At 41.6% G+C, this 22,376-nt stretch carries 24 protein-coding genes and 2 tRNA genes; 5 read left to right on the plus strand and 21 right to left on the minus strand.

All coding sequences use genetic code 11. From position 1 onward, the window contains the following. Positions 1 to 14 precede the first annotated feature (14 nt). From RIC88_RS04015 to RIC88_RS04045, 7 genes are all read right to left on the minus strand, one after another. On the minus strand, positions 15 to 1,316 hold the full coding sequence (locus tag RIC88_RS04015) for a toxin-antitoxin system YwqK family antitoxin (RefSeq protein ID WP_350216185.1): 1,302 nt from the start codon (positions 1,314 to 1,316) through the stop codon (positions 15 to 17). Next, a complete protein-coding gene (locus tag RIC88_RS04020) occupies positions 1,304 to 1,597 on the minus strand; it encodes a type II toxin-antitoxin system RelE/ParE family toxin (protein ID WP_350216186.1) in 294 nt (97 codons plus the stop codon). Before RIC88_RS04020 ends, RIC88_RS04015 begins: the two co-directional genes overlap by 13 nt. Further along, positions 1,597 to 1,797 (minus strand): hypothetical protein, encoded by a 201-nt coding sequence (locus RIC88_RS04025; protein WP_350216187.1) that lies wholly within the window; start codon positions 1,795 to 1,797, stop codon positions 1,597 to 1,599. Before RIC88_RS04025 ends, RIC88_RS04020 begins: the two co-directional genes overlap by 1 nt. 77 nt (positions 1,798 to 1,874) lie before the next feature. Further along, positions 1,875 to 3,053, minus strand: a complete 1,179-nt coding sequence (locus tag RIC88_RS04030) for an acetyl-CoA C-acyltransferase (RefSeq protein WP_350216188.1) — start codon at positions 3,051 to 3,053, stop codon at positions 1,875 to 1,877. A gap of 93 nt (positions 3,054 to 3,146) precedes the next feature. Further along, complete coding sequence (locus RIC88_RS04035; RefSeq protein WP_350216189.1) at positions 3,147 to 3,953, minus strand: hypothetical protein; 807 nt, start codon at positions 3,951 to 3,953, stop codon at positions 3,147 to 3,149. Next, a complete protein-coding gene (locus tag RIC88_RS04040; protein ID WP_350216190.1) occupies positions 3,950 to 4,918 on the minus strand; it encodes a vWA domain-containing protein in 969 nt (322 codons plus the stop codon). Before RIC88_RS04040 ends, RIC88_RS04035 begins: the two co-directional genes overlap by 4 nt. A gap of 114 nt (positions 4,919 to 5,032) precedes the next feature. Further along, positions 5,033 to 5,773 (minus strand): toxin-antitoxin system YwqK family antitoxin, encoded by a 741-nt coding sequence (locus RIC88_RS04045; RefSeq protein ID WP_350216191.1) that lies wholly within the window; start codon positions 5,771 to 5,773, stop codon positions 5,033 to 5,035. A 282-nt stretch (positions 5,774 to 6,055) separates the two neighbouring features. Between RIC88_RS04045 and RIC88_RS04050 the strand changes: the two genes are divergently transcribed. Continuing rightward, positions 6,056 to 6,142 (plus strand) — tRNA-Ser (locus tag RIC88_RS04050). Between the two features lie 97 nt (positions 6,143 to 6,239). Next, positions 6,240 to 6,313: transfer RNA gene (locus RIC88_RS04055), tRNA-Arg, on the plus strand. A gap of 81 nt (positions 6,314 to 6,394) precedes the next feature. Here RIC88_RS04055 and RIC88_RS04060 read toward each other — a convergent pair. The 12 genes from RIC88_RS04060 to RIC88_RS04115 all read right to left on the minus strand — a co-directional run bounded on the left by RIC88_RS04060 (position 6,395) and on the right by RIC88_RS04115 (position 15,962). Continuing rightward, positions 6,395 to 7,495 carry an adenylate/guanylate cyclase domain-containing protein gene (locus RIC88_RS04060; RefSeq protein WP_350216192.1) on the minus strand — a complete coding sequence of 367 codons (1,101 nt, stop codon included), beginning with the start codon at positions 7,493 to 7,495 and terminating at the stop codon, positions 6,395 to 6,397. Positions 7,496 to 7,554: 59 nt separating this feature from the next. Beyond that, positions 7,555 to 8,649 (minus strand): type 1 glutamine amidotransferase domain-containing protein, encoded by a 1,095-nt coding sequence (locus RIC88_RS04065; RefSeq protein ID WP_350216193.1) that lies wholly within the window; start codon positions 8,647 to 8,649, stop codon positions 7,555 to 7,557. Between the two features lie 93 nt (positions 8,650 to 8,742). After that, positions 8,743 to 9,873, minus strand: coding sequence for a serine hydrolase domain-containing protein (locus RIC88_RS04070; RefSeq protein WP_350216194.1), 1,131 nt, complete (start codon positions 9,871 to 9,873; stop codon positions 8,743 to 8,745). Positions 9,874 to 9,983: 110 nt separating this feature from the next. Further along, entirely contained in the window at positions 9,984 to 10,595 is a 612-nt protein-coding gene (locus RIC88_RS04075; RefSeq protein WP_350216195.1) for an alpha-ketoglutarate-dependent dioxygenase AlkB family protein, read from the minus strand. Then, positions 10,595 to 10,861, minus strand: coding sequence for an Ada metal-binding domain-containing protein (locus tag RIC88_RS04080; protein ID WP_350216196.1), 267 nt, complete (start codon positions 10,859 to 10,861; stop codon positions 10,595 to 10,597). Before RIC88_RS04080 ends, RIC88_RS04075 begins: the two co-directional genes overlap by 1 nt. After that, positions 10,845 to 11,537, minus strand: coding sequence for a 2OG-Fe(II) oxygenase (locus tag RIC88_RS04085; RefSeq protein ID WP_350216198.1), 693 nt, complete (start codon positions 11,535 to 11,537; stop codon positions 10,845 to 10,847). Before RIC88_RS04085 ends, RIC88_RS04080 begins: the two co-directional genes overlap by 17 nt. Before the next feature lie 230 nt (positions 11,538 to 11,767). Further along, on the minus strand, positions 11,768 to 12,604 hold the full coding sequence (locus tag RIC88_RS04090) for a methylated-DNA--[protein]-cysteine S-methyltransferase (protein WP_350216200.1): 837 nt from the start codon (positions 12,602 to 12,604) through the stop codon (positions 11,768 to 11,770). Between the two features lie 184 nt (positions 12,605 to 12,788). Continuing rightward, positions 12,789 to 13,085 (minus strand): DUF1330 domain-containing protein, encoded by a 297-nt coding sequence (locus tag RIC88_RS04095; RefSeq protein WP_350216201.1) that lies wholly within the window; start codon positions 13,083 to 13,085, stop codon positions 12,789 to 12,791. Positions 13,086 to 13,113: 28 nt separating this feature from the next. Beyond that, a complete protein-coding gene (locus RIC88_RS04100; protein ID WP_350216202.1) occupies positions 13,114 to 14,082 on the minus strand; it encodes a cyclase family protein in 969 nt (322 codons plus the stop codon). A 61-nt stretch (positions 14,083 to 14,143) separates the two neighbouring features. Continuing rightward, complete coding sequence (locus RIC88_RS04105) at positions 14,144 to 14,731, minus strand: Crp/Fnr family transcriptional regulator (RefSeq protein WP_350216203.1); 588 nt, start codon at positions 14,729 to 14,731, stop codon at positions 14,144 to 14,146. 66 nt (positions 14,732 to 14,797) lie between these two features. Beyond that, positions 14,798 to 15,442, minus strand: a complete 645-nt coding sequence (locus RIC88_RS04110; RefSeq protein ID WP_350216205.1) for a cupin domain-containing protein — start codon at positions 15,440 to 15,442, stop codon at positions 14,798 to 14,800. Positions 15,443 to 15,563: 121 nt separating this feature from the next. Continuing rightward, positions 15,564 to 15,962: a hypothetical protein gene (locus RIC88_RS04115; RefSeq protein ID WP_350216207.1), complete on the minus strand. Its 399-nt coding sequence runs from the start codon at positions 15,960 to 15,962 to the stop codon at positions 15,564 to 15,566. A 113-nt stretch (positions 15,963 to 16,075) separates the two neighbouring features. Between RIC88_RS04115 and RIC88_RS04120 the strand changes: the two genes are divergently transcribed. Next, the gene (locus RIC88_RS04120; RefSeq protein ID WP_350216209.1) at positions 16,076 to 16,639 is read left to right on the plus strand and encodes an EF-hand domain-containing protein; all 564 of its coding nucleotides are present in this window, start codon (positions 16,076 to 16,078) and stop codon (positions 16,637 to 16,639) included. A 468-nt stretch (positions 16,640 to 17,107) separates the two neighbouring features. On the opposite strand, the gene RIC88_RS04125 is transcribed toward RIC88_RS04120, so the two are convergent. Continuing rightward, positions 17,108 to 18,397 (minus strand): amidohydrolase, encoded by a 1,290-nt coding sequence (locus RIC88_RS04125; protein WP_350216211.1) that lies wholly within the window; start codon positions 18,395 to 18,397, stop codon positions 17,108 to 17,110. A 123-nt stretch (positions 18,398 to 18,520) separates the two neighbouring features. Here RIC88_RS04125 and RIC88_RS04130 point away from each other — a divergent pair, with 123 nt between their 5' ends. Both RIC88_RS04130 and RIC88_RS04135 read left to right on the plus strand, forming a co-directional pair. Further along, the gene (locus RIC88_RS04130) at positions 18,521 to 20,665 is read left to right on the plus strand and encodes a TonB-dependent receptor (protein WP_350216212.1); all 2,145 of its coding nucleotides are present in this window, start codon (positions 18,521 to 18,523) and stop codon (positions 20,663 to 20,665) included. A gap of 23 nt (positions 20,666 to 20,688) precedes the next feature. Continuing rightward, positions 20,689 to 21,339, plus strand: coding sequence for a tetratricopeptide repeat protein (locus tag RIC88_RS04135; RefSeq protein WP_350216214.1), 651 nt, complete (start codon positions 20,689 to 20,691; stop codon positions 21,337 to 21,339). 44 nt (positions 21,340 to 21,383) lie between these two features. Here the strand turns inward: RIC88_RS04135 and RIC88_RS04140 are convergent, their stop codons facing one another. Then, a complete protein-coding gene (locus tag RIC88_RS04140) occupies positions 21,384 to 22,343 on the minus strand; it encodes a c-type cytochrome (protein ID WP_350216216.1) in 960 nt (319 codons plus the stop codon). Between the last annotated feature and the right edge of the window lie 33 nt (positions 22,344 to 22,376).

Genomic DNA, 22,376 nt, shown 5'->3' on the forward strand with positions numbered 1-22,376 from the left:
AATTGATCGGCGGTTTAATTTCCTTCCACTTTCTCGCCGTGCTTGTAAGTGATTTCCTCCGTCTGTTTTCCTTTTTTATCATAGTAGATCCACACCCCATGACGTCTGTTCCTTATGTATTTGCCCGAGTATTCTACTAGTCCATTTTTATAATAGGAGGTATAATCACCTTGTAATTTGTTCAGTTCGTAACTGGCTTCAATTTTTAGGTCTCCGCTGGAATAGTATTCTTTGTGTGGTCCATACTTATTTCCAAACCGGTATTCAGTGGTGGTCTTTTTTTGACCTTTCTCATAAGTTTCCTGGATTCCATGAAGTTTTCCTTTCTCATATCGTTCGATAGCTAAGAGGTTTCCTTTATCGTCCCATGTTTTCCAAGTCCCTTCTGGTAATTCATTTGAAAGCTCTTTTTGAGCGATCAACTTCCCTTTTTCATTGTACTCCTTTACGGTAGCATTAAGTCCATTGTTGGAAAAACTGGACTCCAGTCGTACATTCCCGTTTTCAAAATAATCCAGGCTTTTACCTACCCGATATCCATCCCGATATTTGTATTCACTCTTCGTATCACCATTCTCAAAATATACTAAATAATCACCTTGAAGAGCGCCATTGGCATAGCTGCCTGTAGCTTTTATCTGACCGTTTTCATGATACATTTTTACAGAGCCGGTTCGGTCTCCTCGTATGTTCACCACTTCCATCTCCAATTTCCCAGATGGATAGTAAGTTTTATAATCGCCATCAAGCAGACCACCACGATAGTTAGCTTCCAGTTGAAGTTCCCCGTTTTCATAATAGTGGCGAGTGATGCCATTCGGCTTCCCGTTTTGATAGGTAACTTCTTCTTTGATATTTCCATTGTCAAAATAGGAGCGAACCAAGCCATTGGGTTTACCGTTTGCAAAAGTGGTCTCCCCTTTTAGGTTGCCTTTTTCGTCATAAAGTTTGATCTCCCCGACAATGGTATCTCGCTCAAACATTGTTTCCTGAAGGACATTTCCACCGGGAGAAAATATCTGAGTCAATCCTTCTCTCAAATTATTTTTATAGATCGTTTGCCTTTGGATACTTCCGTCCGGGTAATAATTGTAGAAAATGCCATCTTTTGCTCCTGAATCGAAGTTCCCAGAAACTATCACGTTACCATTGAGGTCATACATTTTGTATGCTCCATCGACCCGAGTGCTATCTCCGTTAAGGATATTATACTCTTCCTTAAGCTGTCCTTGCTCATAGTAGGTTTTGATCTGGGTTTGGGTGTAAGCCTTCGAGTAAAGAACAAGAGTGAAAAAAACAATAATTATCTTTTCCATTTTTTTGGACTCATTGATGTGTGAAAAACTCCTCTTATAATTACGGTTTGCGCTTCTTCATTTAAAGTAAAATGAATCATAAAAGGGAATATTCTTGTAGGTAAACATCTCACCTCATCGTAGCGCACTTGATAATGCGGATTGATTTTTAGCTGTTCAACCGAACTATTTATCTCCTCTAAAAATAAAGCACCAAGTCCCGGTTTTTGAGCATTGTACCAATCGATGGCTTCCTGTATGTCCTCTTTGGCTTCTGACTCAATTTTAATTGAGAAACTCATTAGCCGAGCTTGAAGTCATTCTTAATGTCTTCCCATTCCAGTAGAAGTTCTGGATTGTTTTTTGATTTTTTGATTCGATCCAGAACAATTTGTTTTTGATCTTCACGAATATCTATATCCTTTTCCAAACCGAGATTTTTTATAAGCTCTTTGAAAAAAGGAACCTTTTCATCCGGAATATCTATTGTAAATCGAGTCATAACTTTATAAAAGTACCTTCTTTTAAATAAAAAGTCCAACGTAGAACGTTGGACTTTTTACGAGATTGCTTTATGTCTTAAACTTTCTCTATAACAATAGCAGAAGCTCCTCCGCCACCGTTACATATTCCAGCTACACCAATTTTTCCACCTTTTTTGGTCAGGACAGAATTTAATGTTGCAATGATTCGTGCGCCTGATGTTCCCAGTGGGTGACCGATGGCAACTGCACCGCCGAATACGTTTAGTTTTTCCGGATCTAAACCTAATTTCTGTTGATTGGCAATTGCTACAGCAGAAAATGCTTCATTTACTTCCCAGAAGTCAACATCGCTTTGTTCAATACCCGCATGAGCTAATGCTTTCGGAATAGCTAATGAAGGGGCGGTTGTAAACCAAAGTGGTTCCTGTGCTGCATCTCCAAAACCTTTGATTTTAGCAATGAGCGTAAGTCCTAATTCTTCCGCTTTTTCCTTGCTAACTAAGACGAGCGCAGATGCTCCATCATTGATAGTCGATGCATTTGCTGCAGTCACTGTCCCCGCTTTATCAAATACAGGCCTTAGTGAAGGGATCTTATCAAAATTCACATTTCTGAATTCTTCATCCTCGTTCATTACCAAAGGATCACCCTTTCGTTGAGGAATTTCTACTGGCACAATTTCATCTTTGAAATCTCCGGCTTCTGTTGAGGCGGCAACTCTTTTGTAAGAGTTGATTGCATATTCATCCTGAGCTTCACGGGAGATGTTCATCTCTTTGGCGGTATTGTCAGCACAGTTGCCCATTGGGAATCCGTTGTACACTTCCCAAAGCCCATCGTGCATTAAACCATCAATCATTTGACCATGGCCGTATTTGTATCCAAATCTTGCTTTGGGAATGTAGTATGGTACATTTGACATACTCTCCATTCCACCCGCAACTACCACATCATTAATGCCAAGCATGATTGACTGAGCTCCAAACATAACAGACTTCATACCTGAAGAACATACTTTGTTAACCGTCGTGCAAGGCACATTGTGACCAATACCTGCTCCAATAGCTGCCTGACGGGCAGGTGCCTGTCCCAGGTTGGCAGAAAGGACGTTACCCATAAAAACTTCTTGTACCTGATCAGCAGCCACTCCGGCTTTTTCTAATGCTCCTTTGATTGCGAATGTTCCAAGCTGGGTGGCAGAAAAACCGGAAAGTTTTCCTCCAAAGCTTCCAATAGGTGTACGAACTGCCGCTGCTATGTAAACTTCTTTCATTGTTATGATGTGGTTATTGTTTGTTTTTTTAATCAATAAAAAGTCCCGAAGGTTCAATTTCGGGACGCAAAGATCGTAAAAGTTCAGAATCTGCTACCAATCCGGTTTTCCACTTGGAGGTCGCTTGGTAGGTTTTCTTTTTTGATGTTGTAGGTACTTAATCTCACTCTGACGCATAGCCTCCAGTAGCTGGCGAGCTTTTTCCTCGCTTATGCCCATTTCTTTGAGCTTTTCCTTCGTCATCTGTTCCTGGGATTTCTCCTGTTGTTCCTCTTCTCCCTCTTTCTGCTCCTGATTTTGTTGTTCTTCGTTTTTCTTTTCTTCCTCAGACTTCTCCTGCTCACCATCTTTCTTTTCCTGATCCCCCTGATCTCCGTCTTTCTTCTCTTGATCTTTCTTTTCCTGCTCGTCTTCTCCGTCTTTATTCTCCTGTTCTTGATCTTGCTGATCCTGATTTTGTTCCTGTTTCTTTTGTTCCTCCAGCAGTTTTTTCACTACTTCATAATTATAGCGTGCTTCCTGGTTTGTTGGATCAGCTTTAATGGCTGATTTGAGTTGTTGTAGCGCTTCTTCAAGTTTTCCGGCATCCTTACTCATAACACCAAGTTGCTGGAAGGCAACAGATTTTAGTTTATTGCTAGGTGCAGTGGCCAGCTGATTATATCTGCTTTTTGCTCCAGCGGTATCACCTAGATGATAGTGCGAGTGCGCCAGGTTTAATTTAATTGCCGGATCATCAATACCTAGCGAATCACTTAGGATAGTATATTTTGAGAGAGCTAGCTCATAATCTCCAGCCAGATAGGCGGATTCTGCTTCTTTTTTAAGGGTATTGACCTTAGCAATCTCTTTAGGATCGGAAATTATTAAAGCTAATATGACAGCAAATACGATTTTCATAGTTTGATCAATTTCACACTAAATAGTACATCCATTACCATCAAAAACAATGCTAGACCCAAAAAGTAGAAATACCTGTTTTGAGTAGAATCTATTTGTTTTGCATCGCGCATTTCTCCTTCTACATTGTTGATCGCATTTATCAAACGCTCAACATCGTTTCTTGATTCATTTATTTCAAAATATTCTCCTCCCGTGTTTTCAGCCAAATCTTCCAGTGAAGAAGAATTGAGCTGTGATATTACTTCATTTCCCGAGTTATCTGTTTTGAACCCATTCCGGGTTGGAATCTTGCTACCCTTTTTGGTACCCACTCCAAGGGTAAATAATGTAATGCCTTCCGATTCCAGTTCTTCAGCTATTTCATCCGTATTGTCTCCAAAATCTTCCCCGTCGCTGATGAGAATGGTAATCTTGGACTTGGATCGTGTGACTACCGTGTCATCTGCTATTAGTTTCTCGGTAGCCATTTCTAGTGGTGGACCAAAATCAGTTCCAAAGTTCGGAACCATCTCAGTATTAAGGGTTTGGATGAAAAGATTGAGGGCATTGTTGTCGTAAGTAAGCGGACATTGCAGGTAAGCTTCACTGCTAAACATGATTAGGCCAATCCTATCCGAACTAAAGGCCTCCACAATATTTTTCAATTCGAACTTAACCTTCTCTAGTCGGGAGGGCTGAACGTCGTTCGCATTCATGGATTGACTAAGGTCCATGCAGATGAAAATGTCCTTACCAACCGTTTTTATTTCCCGAGAAGCATCGCCGAAACTTGGCCCCAGCAATGCTAAGACGATTAGAAAGAAATATAAACTACGAAGAATGGTTTTGATTAAAACCCTTCTTGCTGGAAGGCCTAATCGTTTGGTCGTTGACACAACCCGCCATATAAATGCAGCATAGAGCAAGATGAATGTTCCTAACAGAACAAGTTCGAAAGTACTTACGGAATTAACCCATTTCATGCACCTATTGTGTTTCAGGTTCTTTGGCGGCAAATCTAACAGATCAATTCATTGATATGAACTAGTATTTTATGGATTAACATTTTTTAAGGGTGGAAGCGGCAGTCTTCGGATTTACAGAATCAGTTTTGCTTTTAAGATAATCGGATTTCCTTGCGAACTACTGCATGAACAAATAATGTCCTGATATTTAAGATAGCTAGGTGTGAAGACTTCTGTATCTACAAAGTAAACTCCATTTTCTTTGGGAAGAAGCCTTACATTTTTATCCGATGGATCATAAAACGAATCTTCAATTAGCTGACCTATCAGGAATCTGATTTCCGTACATGCTTCGGAGGTTGATAACATGTAACGATCACCAATTTTTTCAAATTGAATTTTATTTTCAGGCTTTCTGGTTCCTTCTAAAAGATACTCTTCAGTTCCTACTCCAGCATATCCATATCCATAATTAACTACAGATTTGAGTTGACCATTGGAATAATATGTTTTTCTCGGTCCATGAATTTTGTCATCTTGATAAGATGTGGAGGCGTATAGTTGCCCATCTTCATAGTATTTCTTAGAAACTCCTTCTCTCTTCCCATTGATGTAGGGCATGGCAAGTAGAATTGTTTCTCCATCATCGTGGTATAGATAGGAGGTGCCATGTTTAATTCCCTGATAATAATTGACGATAGTTTTCAGGCGCTGGTCTTTGGTGTACTGTCTTACCTCCCCATGTTTAGGAGCTCTTTTGGTATCGGTCGGATTTGACCTTTTAGCAATTATGTGGGAGAGGTCCAGGAATGTAACACTCACACCGAAGATACTAATGATCACCAAGGCTAAAAGAATCTGTGTTTTATTCATATCACAAGATTATTTAAAAGGAAATTACTAAAGAAATGGATTAAGGAAATGGATTTTTGATGGTAACTTTTATATTTGCACTCCTTTTCAGGGATATCCCACAAAAGTGTGGTCATTTGATTGGGATATTTAGCGTTTTTAATGCTAAAAAGAGCTTTAAGCTAATACCCCGGAGAGGTGGGTGAGTGCCTGCCTGCCGGCAGGCAGGGCTGAAACCGTTTCAGCCTTTGAAACAGAAACGGTCTTGAATTGAAGAATTCTTGAAATATTCAGAAAAAACCCGGAGAGGTGGGTGAGTGGCTGAAACCACATGTTTGCTAAACATGCGTACGAGAAATCGTACCGGGGGTTCGAATCCCCCTCTCTCCGCAAACAAAATGCTGCGAAAGCAGCAACCGGAGAAAATCCGATTCAAGTTTGCTGGTGATCGAGCAATTTTAATTGCCGAAACATTGGTGAAGGCAATGGTTCGCTAGCTCAACTGGATAGAGCGCCTGCCTTCTAAGCAGGGGGTTCCAGGTTCGAGCCCTGGGCGAATCACTACTAAAACCCGCAGAAATGCGGGTTTTTTGTTTCTATGGATTACAATAACTCTCCCCACAAAAAAGATTGTCGTATTGCTCAACAGGAGAGTGCAGCATCTGTTAGTAAAGCTACTACTTTAGTGGATTGTGATTTGCCCTTGAGTTGAATAGCACCAAGATTCCGAGTCTGAACATCATCAGGAAGTTGATCTTTGAGCTCCTCTGAAATTATCAATGACACTTGATGTTCGTTGCAGAGTGCCTGAATGCGGGCGGTGGTGTTTAGTACATCCCCGGTGAATATGATTTCCTTTTTTAGTGCACCAATTTCGCCTGTGGTTACTTCACCCACATGTATACCAGCCTTGAATTCCGGGTCTATTCCATAATTTTCTTTGAATTGACTTTCCATAAGGGCCAGACTATCCTTTATCCCCTGAAAGCAACGAATACAGTTGTTGTCTTTAAGTCCCTGGTCTTTCTTCCATGAAATGACCACTTCGTCTCCGATATATTGATACACTTCACCCAAATGATTGATGATGGGGTCTGTCATCGCATCGTAATACATCTGTAGAAAATCGAAGTACTTTATATGTCCCAGTTTTTCAGCGATAGTGGTTGAATTTTTCATATCCAAAAACATAAATATGCGTTCCTCCACTCTGGGTCTATGATACATACCGGTAAAAAAATTGAACATCACCTGATGTCCCAGATTTTCACTGATTGCTGCATATAGCAGACTCAAAATCAGGTGAAAGGAAAGCTGAAACATGGTATTGACGAAGACCAGACTTTGAAAGTATAGTAGCGTCTTTTCCAATACTATTTGATCAAACAGACTCACTCCAAGATCCAGTGCAGATGCGATTGGGAAGAGGATGACCTGGAGGATCAGCATTAGCGCTAGATAAAATATGAATTTGTAGCCAACCTTTCTGGCAAAGCTGTAATGACGAAATCGCTTCTCAAGAATAACCAACTCGATCAACCCAACCAATAGACCAACAGAGGTCACGGCCAAACTTGCAAAAATGAAAACAGGTATTGTTAAGGTAACAGCAGTATTTGGGTTGAGGTTTTGATTACCTGTTGCTACTGTTTCAGCTAATAAAAACACCCAACCGGTCACTAACCAGATGATCCCAAAAGGGATGATGCGACTGATGTTTCGTTTTTGTTTAGGGTTGAGCACAGTGATGGAATTCAGGTGTGATGAACAGCCCCTAAATTAACGCATAAAGGGGTTTACAGCTATTTCTTCGATTTGGCATATGCCAAAAGACGGATAAGGTCAATGGTAGTCCCCAGTTTCCATTGCATTGCTGAAATGATGCTATGCACCGCAAGAAGCTCCCTATGGATAGGAGTTCCTTCATTCAAGTTTTTTGCTAATAGTTGCCTGGCTTGTTCATAACCTAACCGAGCATACATATTTAGAATAGCTACCGAGATTTCCTCAGCGGTGATTGTACGTGGTTTCGGAGTATACCCCAACACCTCAATCATTGATTCAGCAACAGCCCAGGTAGACCAAGGGTTCTGGCCTGTGATCAGGTTTCCATCAGTCACTACATTTTCGAGGTATAAAGAACCCTCTTGAAAAGAGGCCCCTGATTCAATCAGCTTAGTCTGAAGCATAAATGGAAATATTTCAGGAGCATCCGGGATAAGGAACAGCTCTTCTTCATTAGTGAAGCTACTGACGGTCTTGTTTGCTAATAATGCTTTCCCATCACTTAGGCTGACATTGACCAATGCTGCCGGACCGTGACATACTGCACCAACCACTTTATCATTCTCATAGAGTTCTCGAACGAGATTTTGGATTGAAGCATTGTCAGGGAAATCAAACATAGCTCCCTTACCACCTACAAAATAGACACCTGCATAATCCGAAGCGGTTATATCAGCTAAGGCAAGGGTATTGTTGACTTTGTATTGTGCAGCGGAATCATTCATGAAAGCATAGTCATAACTCCCAACATCGTCATCATCTATGACCACCGGAGGTTGGCCGCCAAGTGGGCTTGCTACCTCTACTTCAAATCCATTAGCCATGAAAACATAGTACGCACGAGATAGCTCCGTTAATTCATAGCCTGTTGATTTGCCGCTGGTACCCATTTCAGCGGTGCTTGTTACTACAGCTAGTATTTTTCCTCGGTACTCAACCGAGTCATTTATCAAGTAGGTGAGATCAGAAGAACGTGTTTTGGTGATGCCTTCATACATCGGTTTATCTGCTACTATGAGCCCCATAAACCAATAACCAAATGCTGTCAATGATATGACAAGAATGACAATGGTGATTACGGACCATTTAATTATCTTTTTTGTTCTGGACATGTTAGTGAGTAAAGAGATTCTTGTGTGATGAGGAAGAACGATCACTAAAAGTTACAAGACTGAGTTTTAGCGACAGCAGGATTTGATAATTATTCACTCTTCCATAATCAATCGAACAAGTCTAAGATAGCTTCCAAAAAAGCGTTGTAATTGAGCTTCATTGGTAGAGTTAATTTGCATGGTGAAGACCTGACCTGTTTCCAGATGATAAAATCCAGCCGTGTTGTATCCAGGAAAGAATCCTGAATGCCCAATGAATGTACCTAATCCCGGAAATTCATATTTAATGACGCCAAGTCCATACTGACTCCTGATCTCAGCGGCTTCCACGTAGTTATAAAATTCATCTTTGAGCTCACTCATGTCAAAAGCTCTACCTTCATATATGTTTTTGAGCAAGCTGGCATAGTCTGCATTTTTATAGGCATATCCACCTCCGGTCCACTCAAACTGCATGTTGTTTTGTGCTTTCCCACCGACAAGAAACGGAGCTTTGAAACCAAGGGCATACTCAGACCCTTCGGTATAATACCCCTGGGCCATGTTGGGGACGGATGCAGTGTTGGTAGGGGTGAAGTTGGTAATTCCAAGTGGCTGCAATACACGTTCTTCCGCTTCTTCATAGAAGGAATTATTGGTAATCTGCTCAATGATCATACCGAGCAAAATGTAGTTTGTGTCTGCATAAGTAAATCCCTGACCAGCAGCAAAAGGAGGTTCGTCATCCAGCACATACGTTAGGAGTTCTTCCGGCTTCCAGGCACGAGAAGGATCAATAGCCAGATCATTCAGGAAAGCCTCTTTGAATTCATATCGAATAATACCCGAAGTGTGTTGAAGCAAGTTTCTTATCGTGATATCCTCTGCATTGGCCAGACGGGAATACCAGTCATTGCTTCCCAGGAATTTTGAGACTTTATTATCCAATGACAACTTACCTTCACTGACGAGTTGCATGATCACTGCAGAAACCACGGTCTTGCCGGTACTGCCTCCATGAAGCTTGTGATTGATGGTCATAGGCACATCATTTTCCTTATCAGCCATCCCACTGGCAAAAGCGTACACATCGCCTTCGGGATCAATATAAGTGAATACAACACCTGGGTAATCCGCTGCTATTTGGATGCTGTCCAGTGCAGCCTGAATTTTTTGATCAGTTTGTCCGAAAGCTAGTTGGAGAATGCAAGTGAATACAAACAAGGTTGAGGAGTGCCACTTCATATGTTTTGAGTTTGTGATTTCTTAACAAAAAATAGCACGACTTCATCCCTCAAACAAGAGGATAATTGATGAGTGGTTTGGAAAGGAGATGTTGAGGGTTTATAACCGGATCAACTTTCCATCATTTGCCTAAAGGTTAGGTTCACCCTAGGCTGACTAACCTTTTTGGTAGGTGGGAGCCGATGAAGCCAGTGGGTTTGAGTGGTGCCTTTCATCACCATCAAACTCCCATGTTCCAACTGAAGGTAGATGCGTTCCTTGGTTTGCTTATGCTTAAAAGAAAACTTTCGCTCTGCACCAAAGCTCAAAGAAGCGATTGCTCCATTTTTCTTTAGTTCCGTTTCCCCATCGCTATGCCAGGCCATGCCTTCTTCACCGTTATGATACAAATTGAGCAGGCACGAATTGTATGATTCTCCGGAATGTTTTTCGGCCATTTCTTTGAGGTATTTAAGTTCCTTTGTCCACGGGAGTGCAACTTTGGTGGTTCCGGAATAACGATAAGGGAAAGGCATTTCTGCATGCCAGGCCACTTTCCGCTTGGTAGTGATGGTTTTTCCAAAAATGATTGCCTGATCAGGCTGCCAGTCAATTGTGTTCAAAAGGGCCATGAGCAAGCGATTAGTTTCCGTAGGATTGAATATTTTGCCATAATAATTAACAATACCATCATGGGGCAACCAGTTTTTTGTGTAATCAACTTTTCGCTCAAATAGCTCCATTATTTCCTAGTCGATTGTTTCCAGATAATATACTTTTTTCGCAAGCAATGACCACAAGGTAGGTACCCTTCTGCTATGGCCTCTTCTTCACTTACAAAAAACACTCGGTTATATCTTTTCATTCGTTTGCCTGATTTGCAATTTAACCTTCCGAATATTTTCAATCGCTTGTTTCCACCAAGCTTAATTTTACCGGATCTTATTGCCTGGAAAAGAGCATGATCAGTGATGCATGTGTGATTAATCATACTAGTTTGTTGCATCATGAAAGATAATTCCCATCGTGTACCGATTGCCTGAAGTTACTTCGCTTACTCCATGCCGAAGGTTGGTTCGGTAATATCCTCGAGTCCCTTTAACCGGGCGGAAGGATGTTGCAAGCAAAAGCGCATCACCTTTTTGTGGTTTGATTACCCGTGCTTTTGATTGTGAACGAGGGACTTGCTCTGTGATTACAAATTCACCGCCTTCATAGGCTGTTCCATAGTCGGATAGAAATAGCACCAGTTGCAGTGGGAAGTACACAGATCCATAAAGATCCTGGTGTAAAGTATTGTAGCCACCTTTACCATATTTTAGGATCAGGGGGGTAGGCTGTTGCTGTCCCTGACTGTGGCAGGTAGCAAGGAACGTTTCATGATCTTCCGGGTATCTGGTTTCCATATTAAGGACGTGCATCCATTGATTGGCGATTGGAGCCAGGTATGGATACATGGTAGCTCTCAACTCCTGTATGAATACAGGCAGGGGATAGTTGAAATATTTGTATTCTCCCAACCCAAATCGGTGACGCTCCATCACAACTGTCTTCCGGTAGATGGGTTCTTCAGGGTAAAGGGAGATCAACTCATCACAGGTTTTAGGATCAACTAATCCGGGTAGGGAGGCAAACCCTCGCGTGTTCAGGGATTCATGTATTTCTTCCCAGGGTAATTTTTTCATTGCGAAAAGACTTTTTAGTGATAAAAAATTATTGGTATCCGAGTAAAAATGATTTCAAATGAAACTTACATAAAACTTACCCCTAAATCCCCTAAAGGGGACTTACAAGCACCCCGAGCAGGGGGTGTTTTTTTTGAAAAAAGCACTAAACCTCCTTGGTTCATTCTAAGATCATTTTTTTAATAAATTCTATTTTTATCAGATGTCAGTAATAAAAAGCAGATTGCTTATTACACCTGTGAAGCTTCCCAGCCGATCATAGCCGTTTTACGGTTGCTTCCCCAGTGGTATTCCCCAATCTGCCCGGTAGACTGAATCACCCGATGACAGGGGATGAGGTAAGCGACCGGGTTATTTCCAACGGCAGACCCCACAGCTCGTGAAGCTTTAGGCTTGCTGATTTGCTTTGCAATTTTTCCATAGGTAGAAAGACCACCTGATGGAATTTTGACCAGTGTTTCCCAGACTTTCAGTTGGAAGTCTGTGCCTTTCAGGTGGAGTTTGATTTCATTGAGCTTACTCCAGTCATGAGTGAAAATGAAGAGCGCATTTTGTTGAATCATGTCCAGATGCTGATTAAAATAAGCATTAGGGAAGCGATTGGTTAGGTCATTTAACGCATCTCCTTTATCTACAGAAAAAGCCAGATGACAAATACCCTTGGTGGTGGATGCTACGATGATCTCTCCGAATGGGCTATCAGCGAAACTGTAGTTGATGGACAAATTCTTACCTCCGTTCTTGTACTCTGCAGGAGTCATCCCTTCGATGTTGATGAAAAGGTCGTGCAACCGACTGGTGCCTGAAAGACCGGTTTCATAGGAGGCCTCAAACAAAGTAGCCTGTTCCTCTTTTAAAAGTCTCTTTGCATGCGCCGTACTGATATACTGAAGGAATTTTTTCGGACTTACACCCGCCCAGTCAGAAAACATTCGCTGGAAATGATACGGGCTTAGGTGTACGTGCTCCGCCACCTCATCTAGGTTTGGTTGCTGCCGAAAGTTTTCCCGGATGTATCCGATGGCCAGCTCAATTCGCTGAAAGTTGATGCTGTTTTGTGTTTCCATTCTTATGCTTATTTACGAAGGTAAAACTAGCACTGGGTATATCTGGAAAACACCCGAATCTTGCGGAGATAAAATTAGACATATTAGAACCAATCATTGAGTGCTTAATTACAATCAAGGACGTTTACACCGTCCCAGATCGATTAAAGCGAATGGACTCAAGTGAGCCATTCGCTTATACCAATCAGACAGGTAACCCTTCCATGATCACCCCGGTGGATGTTGTGGCAGACAGACGAAGAGCCTTCAAATCTTTGTACTCGTCCGAGTCGTACCACTTTTCCGCCATTTCAAAACTTGGAAACTGAATCATGACCAGGTAACTGGGTGTTACCGATCCCTCAACCACTCTTGTTTTACCACCCAGTACCACGTACTTTCCCTGGTGTTTTTCTACCACTTTAGCCACTTGGCTTTTGTAGGTTTCTAAATCCTCAGGACTGGTTACCGTGAGGTTGTCAAATAATATGTAAGCTGACATGTTGTTTGTTGTTTAATTTTTTTCAGAATTATTTGGATATAGGTAGGGCAATGGGACGCATTGGAGAGCCGCTTGCACCCTTCAGTTTCAGTGAAGCTGCGATGAATGCAAACTCATACACCTCATCATTGGCCAGCTCTTCCAGGTACATCTGCTCAATGAACATCACACCTTTTTCAGCCAGTAGATAGGTGTGTACAGGTACCCAATCATCTTCTCGCTCCGGAGGGAATGCCTCGAAACTGAGGTTGTCTGCACCCAGAAGCATGATGCCCTTGTCTTCAATAAGCCACTTTACAGCATCAAGGCTGATACCAGGATAGTTGTCGAGATAGTGATCTGCATCCTGATAAAACTTAGCCTGACCTGTGCGGATAACGACAACATCGCCAGGCTCCAACCCAACTCGCTGTTTTTTAAGTGCATCCTGAAGGTCTTTGGCAGTAACCCGATAGTTCGCAGGAAGTGTCCCTTTGGATGATTTTACATCAATCATCACTCCACGAGCGATGATGGGAGGGATGGTCTCTGCCCCGGTTTTTTTCCAGCCTTTGTCGCCCAGATGTTCTTCCGGAGTAAATCCATTCCAAATTTTTCCGTGCAGTCCAAAATGGTTGAGTGCATCAATGTGTGTACCCATGTGCGTGTACATAGAGATAGCATCCCCTGTGTAACTCACCTTGCGATTCATCACTTCACCCATTCCATTCGGATTGTCAACGATCGTACCATGAGGAGTGTGAGTCAGCCAATACTGATAGCCTGGATCTCCAAGTGCATGGAAACTAGGCATACCCACAAAGTAGTCGACACTAAGATCATAAGCCTTGCCCGAATTAATCTGAGAGAGAACCTGAAGCTTGGATGCTTCGGTCATTAAGTTCAGGGTGCCGATTTCATCTTCCGGTCCCCATGGACTTGTACCAACTACCTCTTTGTGCTGTGTCTGGACAGCCAATGTGAGGAGCAATAACATAGAAAAGAATGTTGCTTTCATAGCTTTTTAACTTTTTGATTACAAAGTTTCAAGCCAGCGAAAACGAAAACATTAAGGTATCTTAAGAAAGACTTTGTGTGCTCATCTTTTTTCGAATGGTGCTCAGATGTTCAGGGGTAATGCCGAGATACGATGCGATCATATATTGAGGAATTTGCTGCTCCATGTCTCTGTATCGATTGATAAATTCGGAGTAGCGTAGCTCGGCGCTATCACTCATGGATCGGATGGTTCGTTCCTGTAAAGCGACATAGCCATTTTGTGTTTTGATGCGAAAGAAGCGATCCATCATGGGCACCTCATCGTACAGCTGGTTTAGCCGATCACGATGCACCTGCATCATGGTGCTTTCCGTAATGGCCTGAATGAAAAGGGTAGCGGGTGTTTCAGTTAGAAAGGCATAAAGATCGTTGATCCACCATCCGGAAATGCCAAACTGAAGAATGTGTTCCTGCCCGTCCTCATCAACGGAATAAACCTTCATACATCCAATAGAAACAAAACGCATATGGTTGGAAGGATCACCTTTCTGAAGCAGATGCTCTTTCTTTTTCAAGTGGCGGGGTTTAAATGCATCGCAAACCAACTCCGCTTCTTTCTCAGAAAGAGGAACGAGTTCTTTGATGTTCTCGATGAGGGTGCTGTACATCTGTTTGCCAGGATTGCTTAAAAATGGATGGTGGGTCTTGAAGTCAACACCATCCAAATTTAGTTGCTACTCTTTTTCCTTAAATGGAAAAAAATCAAGCACATCGTATTCCCATACGTTCGTAGGAAAGATGACGACCAGGTTAGCGGTTTTTTCTCCTATATTTTTAAACGCATGAGGTACCATAGGTGGGATGTTGACAATGTATGGAGCCTCAATGGTGAATAGCGTGTCACCTAATGCGTATAGAATCGTACCCTCTAACAATACATGAGATTCCTCACCCTTATGAGTGTGCATAGGTGGTGCTCCACCGGGGAAGGTTTCGGTGATACCGATAACAAGATTCCTATATCCGTGTTTATATCCCTCCATAACATGTACGTATTCACCGGGTCCTGGATTGATGGCCGGCAGGTCTTCCACTTTTGCAAAGTATTCACTCCAGTTTTTGAGTTCTTTGGATTCATAGCCCGGAGGGACGGTTCTACGCTCCAGTACTTTATGCGAATGGTGCTGAGCATGCAAATATTCCATAATGGAATCTGGTACAGTTTTCACTTCTGCTACTAACTTTTCAATAGAGAAGGTCTCCTTCGTTTGGTCATGGGTGTGTGATTCGCCACCGTGAGAATGAGTTCCTTCATTGCCTTGTGAGCATGACATAACAAGAACAACCCATACAGTTACAATAAAATTGATCTTTTTCATGGTTGGTTAGTTTGATGATTGACTATAGAAAGATAATAAGATTTCAGGTCAAAAAACATGGCTGATTGACTGATAAATTTGTTTTCCGAGCCTCTGAACTTATTGATTATTAGGATCTAGATCATTCTTGCACCAGAAACCTAATCGCATCCTCCTTTGTCTCAAACCAATCGATATTTCTATTTTCACCGGATTTGGGTCTGATAAGTTTAGCATCAATCATTTCTTTAAAAATCAATTTCCCAAAACCAACAGATCCCCATCTTTTTACATGTTTTCTTATTTTATCAAAATATTGTGGGAAGTATTCAAGAATTTCAGCACTAAGTTTTACACCAGATATAATCTCCAAAACCAGCGCTGAAGATTTTTCATAATTGGAAATATATTCCAATGAATATTTCATTAGTTCAAACTCTTTCTCATGGGGAACTTTGGAGTAGTCGATAACGACAATCTCATTCTCATCATGTATTTCTTTGTAAAGCCCCTCCATACTACTAAAGATATCAAAAAGCATTGTCAAAAAATATTTTCGATTATGAGCTTTGATTGTTTCTCTGTGGTCACTTTTATTGAAGCTTGTGTATTAAGATATATCCCTTATCTTTTAGCAACCTAAAACCAGTAGATATGCTATCAGAGCTTCAAAAAGAAAAGATATCGCACTATTTCAGAGTGGTGCTGGATCAGGATAGAAATGGTGTCTTAGAGGAAAATGACTTCCGTGAAATAGGCGAATCACTATGCGTATTGTGGATGTTCAAACCCGGGACCGAAAACTATGAGCGTATCATCAACAGAAGTACCCAGAGTTGGAGGATGTTTCAAAAGTACTTTGAACTTCAAGGGGGAGTAGCCAATGAGGAGCACTTTCTTGAATTCTTCGACAATATGCTCAGTAAGGGTAATGAGCATATTTATAAAAGCTGGGTAAAGCACATGATCAGTTCCATCTTTGACTCATTTGATTTGAATAAGGATGATGTAATCTCAGTGAATGAATATTCTGATATGTTTATGTGCTATCACATTCCCATTAAGCATTCTGCCAAAGCTTTTGTGAAACTGGATAGGGATGGGGATGATTTTATCACCAAAGATGAGTTGATGGAAGCTGTTGATGAGTTTTTTATGTCAAGCGATGAAAAATCTCCCGGTAATTGGCTATTTGGTTTTTGGGGTGATCGAGACTAAAAAACAAAACCCCGCATGTAGCGGGGTTCATACACCTGTTCCTATTTGAAACTTATTAGCTTGCTCAAGCTATCCTTAGCTGGTTCATATAGGTCTGACACTTTTCTTTCGATCCGATGTATAAGATCTTAAGATTCTTTTTTACCATCCATTCTCCTGACTCTGCCTTTGATAATTTGATTCTATCCTTCTTGGCAAAAAGTTTAAATAAATAACCCATAGCTTTGATTTCTTTAATGTTTATGGGCCAAAGATCAATTCAAATACTGCAATTATATATTGGTATTGTACCATAAAAAACCATAAGCATAATACTTATGGTTTTTAATTATTTAAAGAAATAATATAATTATTTTCCTATTTAGGAAGCGTATGATCTAATGAAGGAAAAAAATAGCCGTCTGACGGTTCAACAAACTGACGCAATTATGATAACTCAATTTACTAACCGTCTGACGGCTTCTTTTTTTATTTACTCATGTAGTCCAGTGTAAGCCCCATCATTGCCTTCATCCCAAGCTTCATTCCGGCATCATCCACATAGAAATCCGGGGTGTGATGTCCGGCCACCTCGTCAGGATTATTTTCAGGTGGGCACCCACCCACGAAGAAATAAAGGCCGGGAATTTGTTCCTGAAAGAATGAAAAATCTTCGGCCCCTGTAATCGGTTTGATGATCTCCACATTTTCTTCGCCTGCTGCTCGCATCAAGGTTGGAAGCATTTGGTCATAAAGGGTAGGCTCATTATAAGTGACAGGATATCCTTCATCAATCCAGACTTCTACTTCAGCATTATTTGATTCACCGGTTTTCTGGGCTACTTCTCTGATGCGCTTCAGGATTTGAGTTCGCATGTCCGCATCCAGAGTTCTGATAGTTCCAAGCATATACAAATCCTCCGGAATGATGTTGTATCGAACCCCTCCATGAATAGCACCAATAGTCAACACCGCCGGAGCTTCAGTGAGCTGCATGTTTCTACTGATAATGGTTTGAAAATTATTGATCATTTGTGCTGCAGTAACTACCGGGTCTACTCCATCCCAGGGTGCAGAACCATGTGCCTGTTTGCCTTTAATGTCAATTCGCATGGAATTGACAGCAGCCATGATTCCTTCCGGTCTGACTTTCAGCTTCCCTACCGGTGTTTGCGCGTTGATATGCAAACCAAAGATGGCCTCTACATCAGGGTTTTTGAGCACTCCTTCTTTCACCATTAATTTCGCTCCACCTTCTTCACCTTTTGGTGCTCCTTCTTCAGCCGGTTGAAAGATGAATTTTACCGTGCCCGGTACTTCTTCTTTCATTTCCCATAGCATTTTAGCAACTCCAAGTAAAATACTGATGTGTGTATCATGCCCACACGCATGCATCACCGGTACTTGCTCACCATTATATTCACCCATTTGTTTGGACGCCCATGGCAGTTCTACTCTTTCTTTTACCGGAAGTCCGTCAATGTCTGCTCGCAATCCAACAACAGGGCCGGGTTTTCCTCCTTTGAGGATGGCAACTACCCCGGTTTTTGCTACTCCGGTTTGCGGCTCATAGCCAATTTCAGTAAGTATTTCTGTGATTCGTTTCGCTGTTTCAAATTCCCGATTGCTTAGCTCTGCATTCTGGTGAAACCAGTGCCGCCATTCGATGACGTCTTTCTCCGTTTGCGCTACCATTTTTTCGATTTGCTTATCGAATTTCTGCGCAAATAGGACTGATGAGAATATTAGAGTAAATAAGGTAAGAATAGTTTTCTTCATAATATTTCTGATTTTGAAAGCATAAGTTACAACTCATCATGATATTTCTACAGTTCGGTGAGGATGATTGGTTCATGATTGTGATCTGCGGGACTTTTGGATTGAATCTAAAAGTCAAAACTCATGCGATCGATTACAACCCTTTGTTTATTTCTTTTAAGCCTTACGCTTATTGGGCAAGTGACCATCTCAGGAAAAGTAGTTGAGAAGTCTGGCGAACCACTTCTTGGAGTGAATGTTTACCTGAAAGGCACCTACGATGGAGCAACTACAGATATCAATGGTAATTTTTCATTCACTACTAATGAAGACAGCCTTGTATTGATTGCCTCTTATATTGGGTTTCACGAGGTTGTATTGTCATTAGAGCCCGGAGGTCAGGAACTCAATATTATTTTGAAGGAAAAAATAAGTGAGTTGAACTCGGTGATTATCACAGCCGGCGCTTTTCACGCTTCCGAGGAAGGAAAACGAGAGGTATTGAAGCCGCTTGATATTGTAACCACAGCTGGCGCGACAGCAGATATACCGGGTGCATTGAACACATTGCCCGGCACGCAAACAGTAGGGGAGACCGGAAGACTGTTTGTGAGAGGAGGGGATGGTAGGGAAACCAAAACTTTTATTGACGGGATGTTAGTGCACAATGAGTACAGCCCATCTGCTCCGAATACGCCCGGCAGAAGTCGATTTTCTCCATTCATGTTCAAAGGAATGAGCTTCTCTACCGGGGGGTATTCTTCCGAATACGGCCAGGCACTTTCCTCTGCTTTGATTTTGCAATCAAAGGATTTAGCGGATAATAATCGGACGGATATTTCTCTGATGTCCGTAGGTGCTGATATTTCGGCTACCCGAGCCTTTGAGAATAGCTCACTTGCAGGTAAAATCCAATACACCAACCTAACCCCATATTTCAAACTAGCTCCACAAAACCTAAACTGGGATAAAGCCCCGGAGGAAGTAAATGGAAATTTTGCGTATCGAATTAAAACAAGTAAAACAGGGATGCTGAAATTCTACACCAATCTCAGCACTTCAAATATGGACTTGTATGAGTCTGATATTGCAAATCCTGAGGTGGAGTTGCCTGTTTCTGTCTCCAATGATTATGCACACTTTAATGCTTCTTATCGGGAGTTGATAGATGATAAGTGGGGAATAAAAAGTGGAGCTTCTTTTACCAGAAGTAAGGATTTTGCTTCCATTGATACGAACAGCAGCGATCAGGACTTGGTTGGTTTTCACACCAAACTGGTGACGGATTATCAGCACTCTGACAGACTGGCTATTCTGTTTGGTGGTGAAGTATTTAATCGTAAAGTAGACCAGGTTTTGGCGGATGCTTCAGGTCCGTTTGAGCAGGAGTTTGATGAAACCCTTGCCGCCACTTTCATTGAAGCCGAAACCTATGTTTCCTCATCACTTGGTTTTAAAGCAGGAGGACGACTAGAGCGCAATAATCTAACCAATGAAATAAATGTATCTCCTCGCCTTTCAGCAGCATATAAGACAGGAGCTAGTAGCCAGATTTCGCTTGCTTATGGACAATTTTATCAGGCTCCATCCACGCAGATTATACTAACCTCTCCTTCGGTGAGTCCGGAGAAAGCCCAGCATTATATAGCAAACTATCAATGGATCAAAGAGGGAAGGAGCTTTAGAATAGAGGCTTATGAGAAGCGGTATGATGAGCTTTTGAAATATCAGAACATCTATGATGCCAACACTTTCCAATTTGATGGAAACGGCTATGCCAGGGGGCTTGACTTTTTTTGGAGAGATTCCAGGACCTTTAAAAACACAGACTACTGGATCAGCTATTCTTTTCTACAAACCGAAAGGACATATAAAGACTATCCGGGTTCATTTACCCCTTCATTTGCCTCCGCACACAACTTCTCTTTTGTGATGAAGAAGTTTATCGACGAGATTAAAAGTCAGGTGGGGCTTACTTATTCGTTAGCAAGTGGAAGACCCTATAATGACCTGAACAGTGAACAATTTCAAGGAGGCAAAACTCCTTCGTACCACGATTTAAGTTTCAATTTCAGCTATCTCTACAGCAACCAGGTGATCATTCATGCAATGGTCAATAATGTGCTGGGAATCAATAATATCTATGGCTATGAATTTGCCAACCAACCGGATGGGAACGGTTTTTACGCAAGCAGACCTATAACTCCACCAGCCAGGCGATTCATATTCCTGGGTGTGTTTATCACCCTATCAAAAAACAAAGGCATTAATCAGTTACCCAATCTTTAAAATCAATTAAATACTTATCAATTATGAAAAAGAATCTATTAATAATCGCAGGTGTCCTATGCGCCACTATTGTTCTGGCCAGCGGTCAGTTTGAGAAAGCAATGGGAAAGAATGTTCCAGCCATATTTAGTGCTGAGAGCCCGGAAGCACTTCAGGATGTAATCAATCAATTGAATAGAATAGGAGAGGCAGAAGGCAACAGGTGGGAACCATACTACTATACAGCATTTGGTTACATCAGAATGAGTTTCATGTACGAAAATGCAGAGGACAAAGACAAGTACCTTGATCTGGGGATGAAAGCAGTGGAAAAAGGAGAAACTATTAATCCAAACGATTCTGAATTGGAAGCCATGAGAGGGTATATCCATATGATGAAGCTGACAGTTGATCCCGCAACAAGGGGTATGACGTATAGTGGACTTGCATTTACCTCTTTTCAAAAAGCTATCAAATTGAATCCCGACAATCCAAGGGCGCATTACTTAATGGGAAGAATGCAATATGGTACGGCTCAGTTTATGGGTGGAGGAACTGAGGATGCATGCGGAAGTATTTTTAAAGCTCTTGCACTGTTTGATAAAGAGGGTGAAAAGGATAATCCTTTTGCTCCGAGCTGGGGCAAAGAGAGTACTCAGGAGGCTATCCAGGAATTTTGTGAAAAAGGAGAGTAAGTAGATAAAGCAGTAGTTTCGTTAGAAACTACTGCTTTGATTTTTCAGTTATAAATCGATCGCACGACCTTATTCTCAATTGCCGGAATGGTTTGAAGATAATCGTAAATAGCTCCTACTTCATATTCCGTGAGCTGGATGTAGGGCATCATCGGATAAGTAAGTGCCTGCTCACCCTCTTTCTGACCAAATCTCACAGCCTTAATAAACTTTTCTTTTGACCAACTGCCTATTCCCGTTTCCTGATCAGGTGTAAGGTTTGGAGTTATCTTTACTCTTCCTTCCATATCTAATGTTGGATTTCCACCGGCAAAATATCCAATGCTTTGAGGAGGGTCTAAATAATTGTTGCTTTTGAAATCAGCAGAATGACAGGAGTAGCAGTCCAGGTTATGGGCAAGGTATTTCCCCAGTTCAACAGTATTAGTTGTATCTGGTGGAGGAATTGACTTTTCCGGCATTGGAAATGGCTTGAATGCCACTTTGCAAAGAATTTTGGTTAGAAGAGATGGTTTTGGAGGTATATCTGCTTTATTTTCCGCCTGTACCATTTGATCGTCTGATCTTAGAAATGCAATAATTGCATTGATGTCCTCATTAGACATGTGAGGTAGCTTGGCCATATAAGGCGGTGCATACTGACCATCTCTCTTTATGCCTGTCCGAAGTAAGTAAACGATTTCTCCGTCTGTCCAGGTACCGATTCCATAGGTCTCATCTTGAGTAATGTTAGGTGAAAAAATTTCTCCAAATTCTGTAGGTACATCTTTCATTCTCTGTCCTGTCAGTTTTCGGGTGGACCGATCCATATGACAGTTAGCACATAGCATTTGTGATAGTTTTTTACCCCTTGCTATGGCTTCAGGACTACTTTCGTGCTCAAATGAGATGGTTTCTATTTCATAAGAAGGAATGTCACTTGAGTTAATGACCACTAAAGTTACGATCAGGATTACCACTATAGTGGCCAATCCCAATCCCAGGATTTTTAATACTTTTTTCATTGGTGTTAGGTTTTATGGCACACCATTACCATC

Origin of the sequence: Ekhidna sp. (assembly GCF_040220215.1) — a bacterium.
In the GTDB taxonomy this organism is placed as follows: domain Bacteria; phylum Bacteroidota; class Bacteroidia; order Cytophagales; family Cyclobacteriaceae; genus Ekhidna.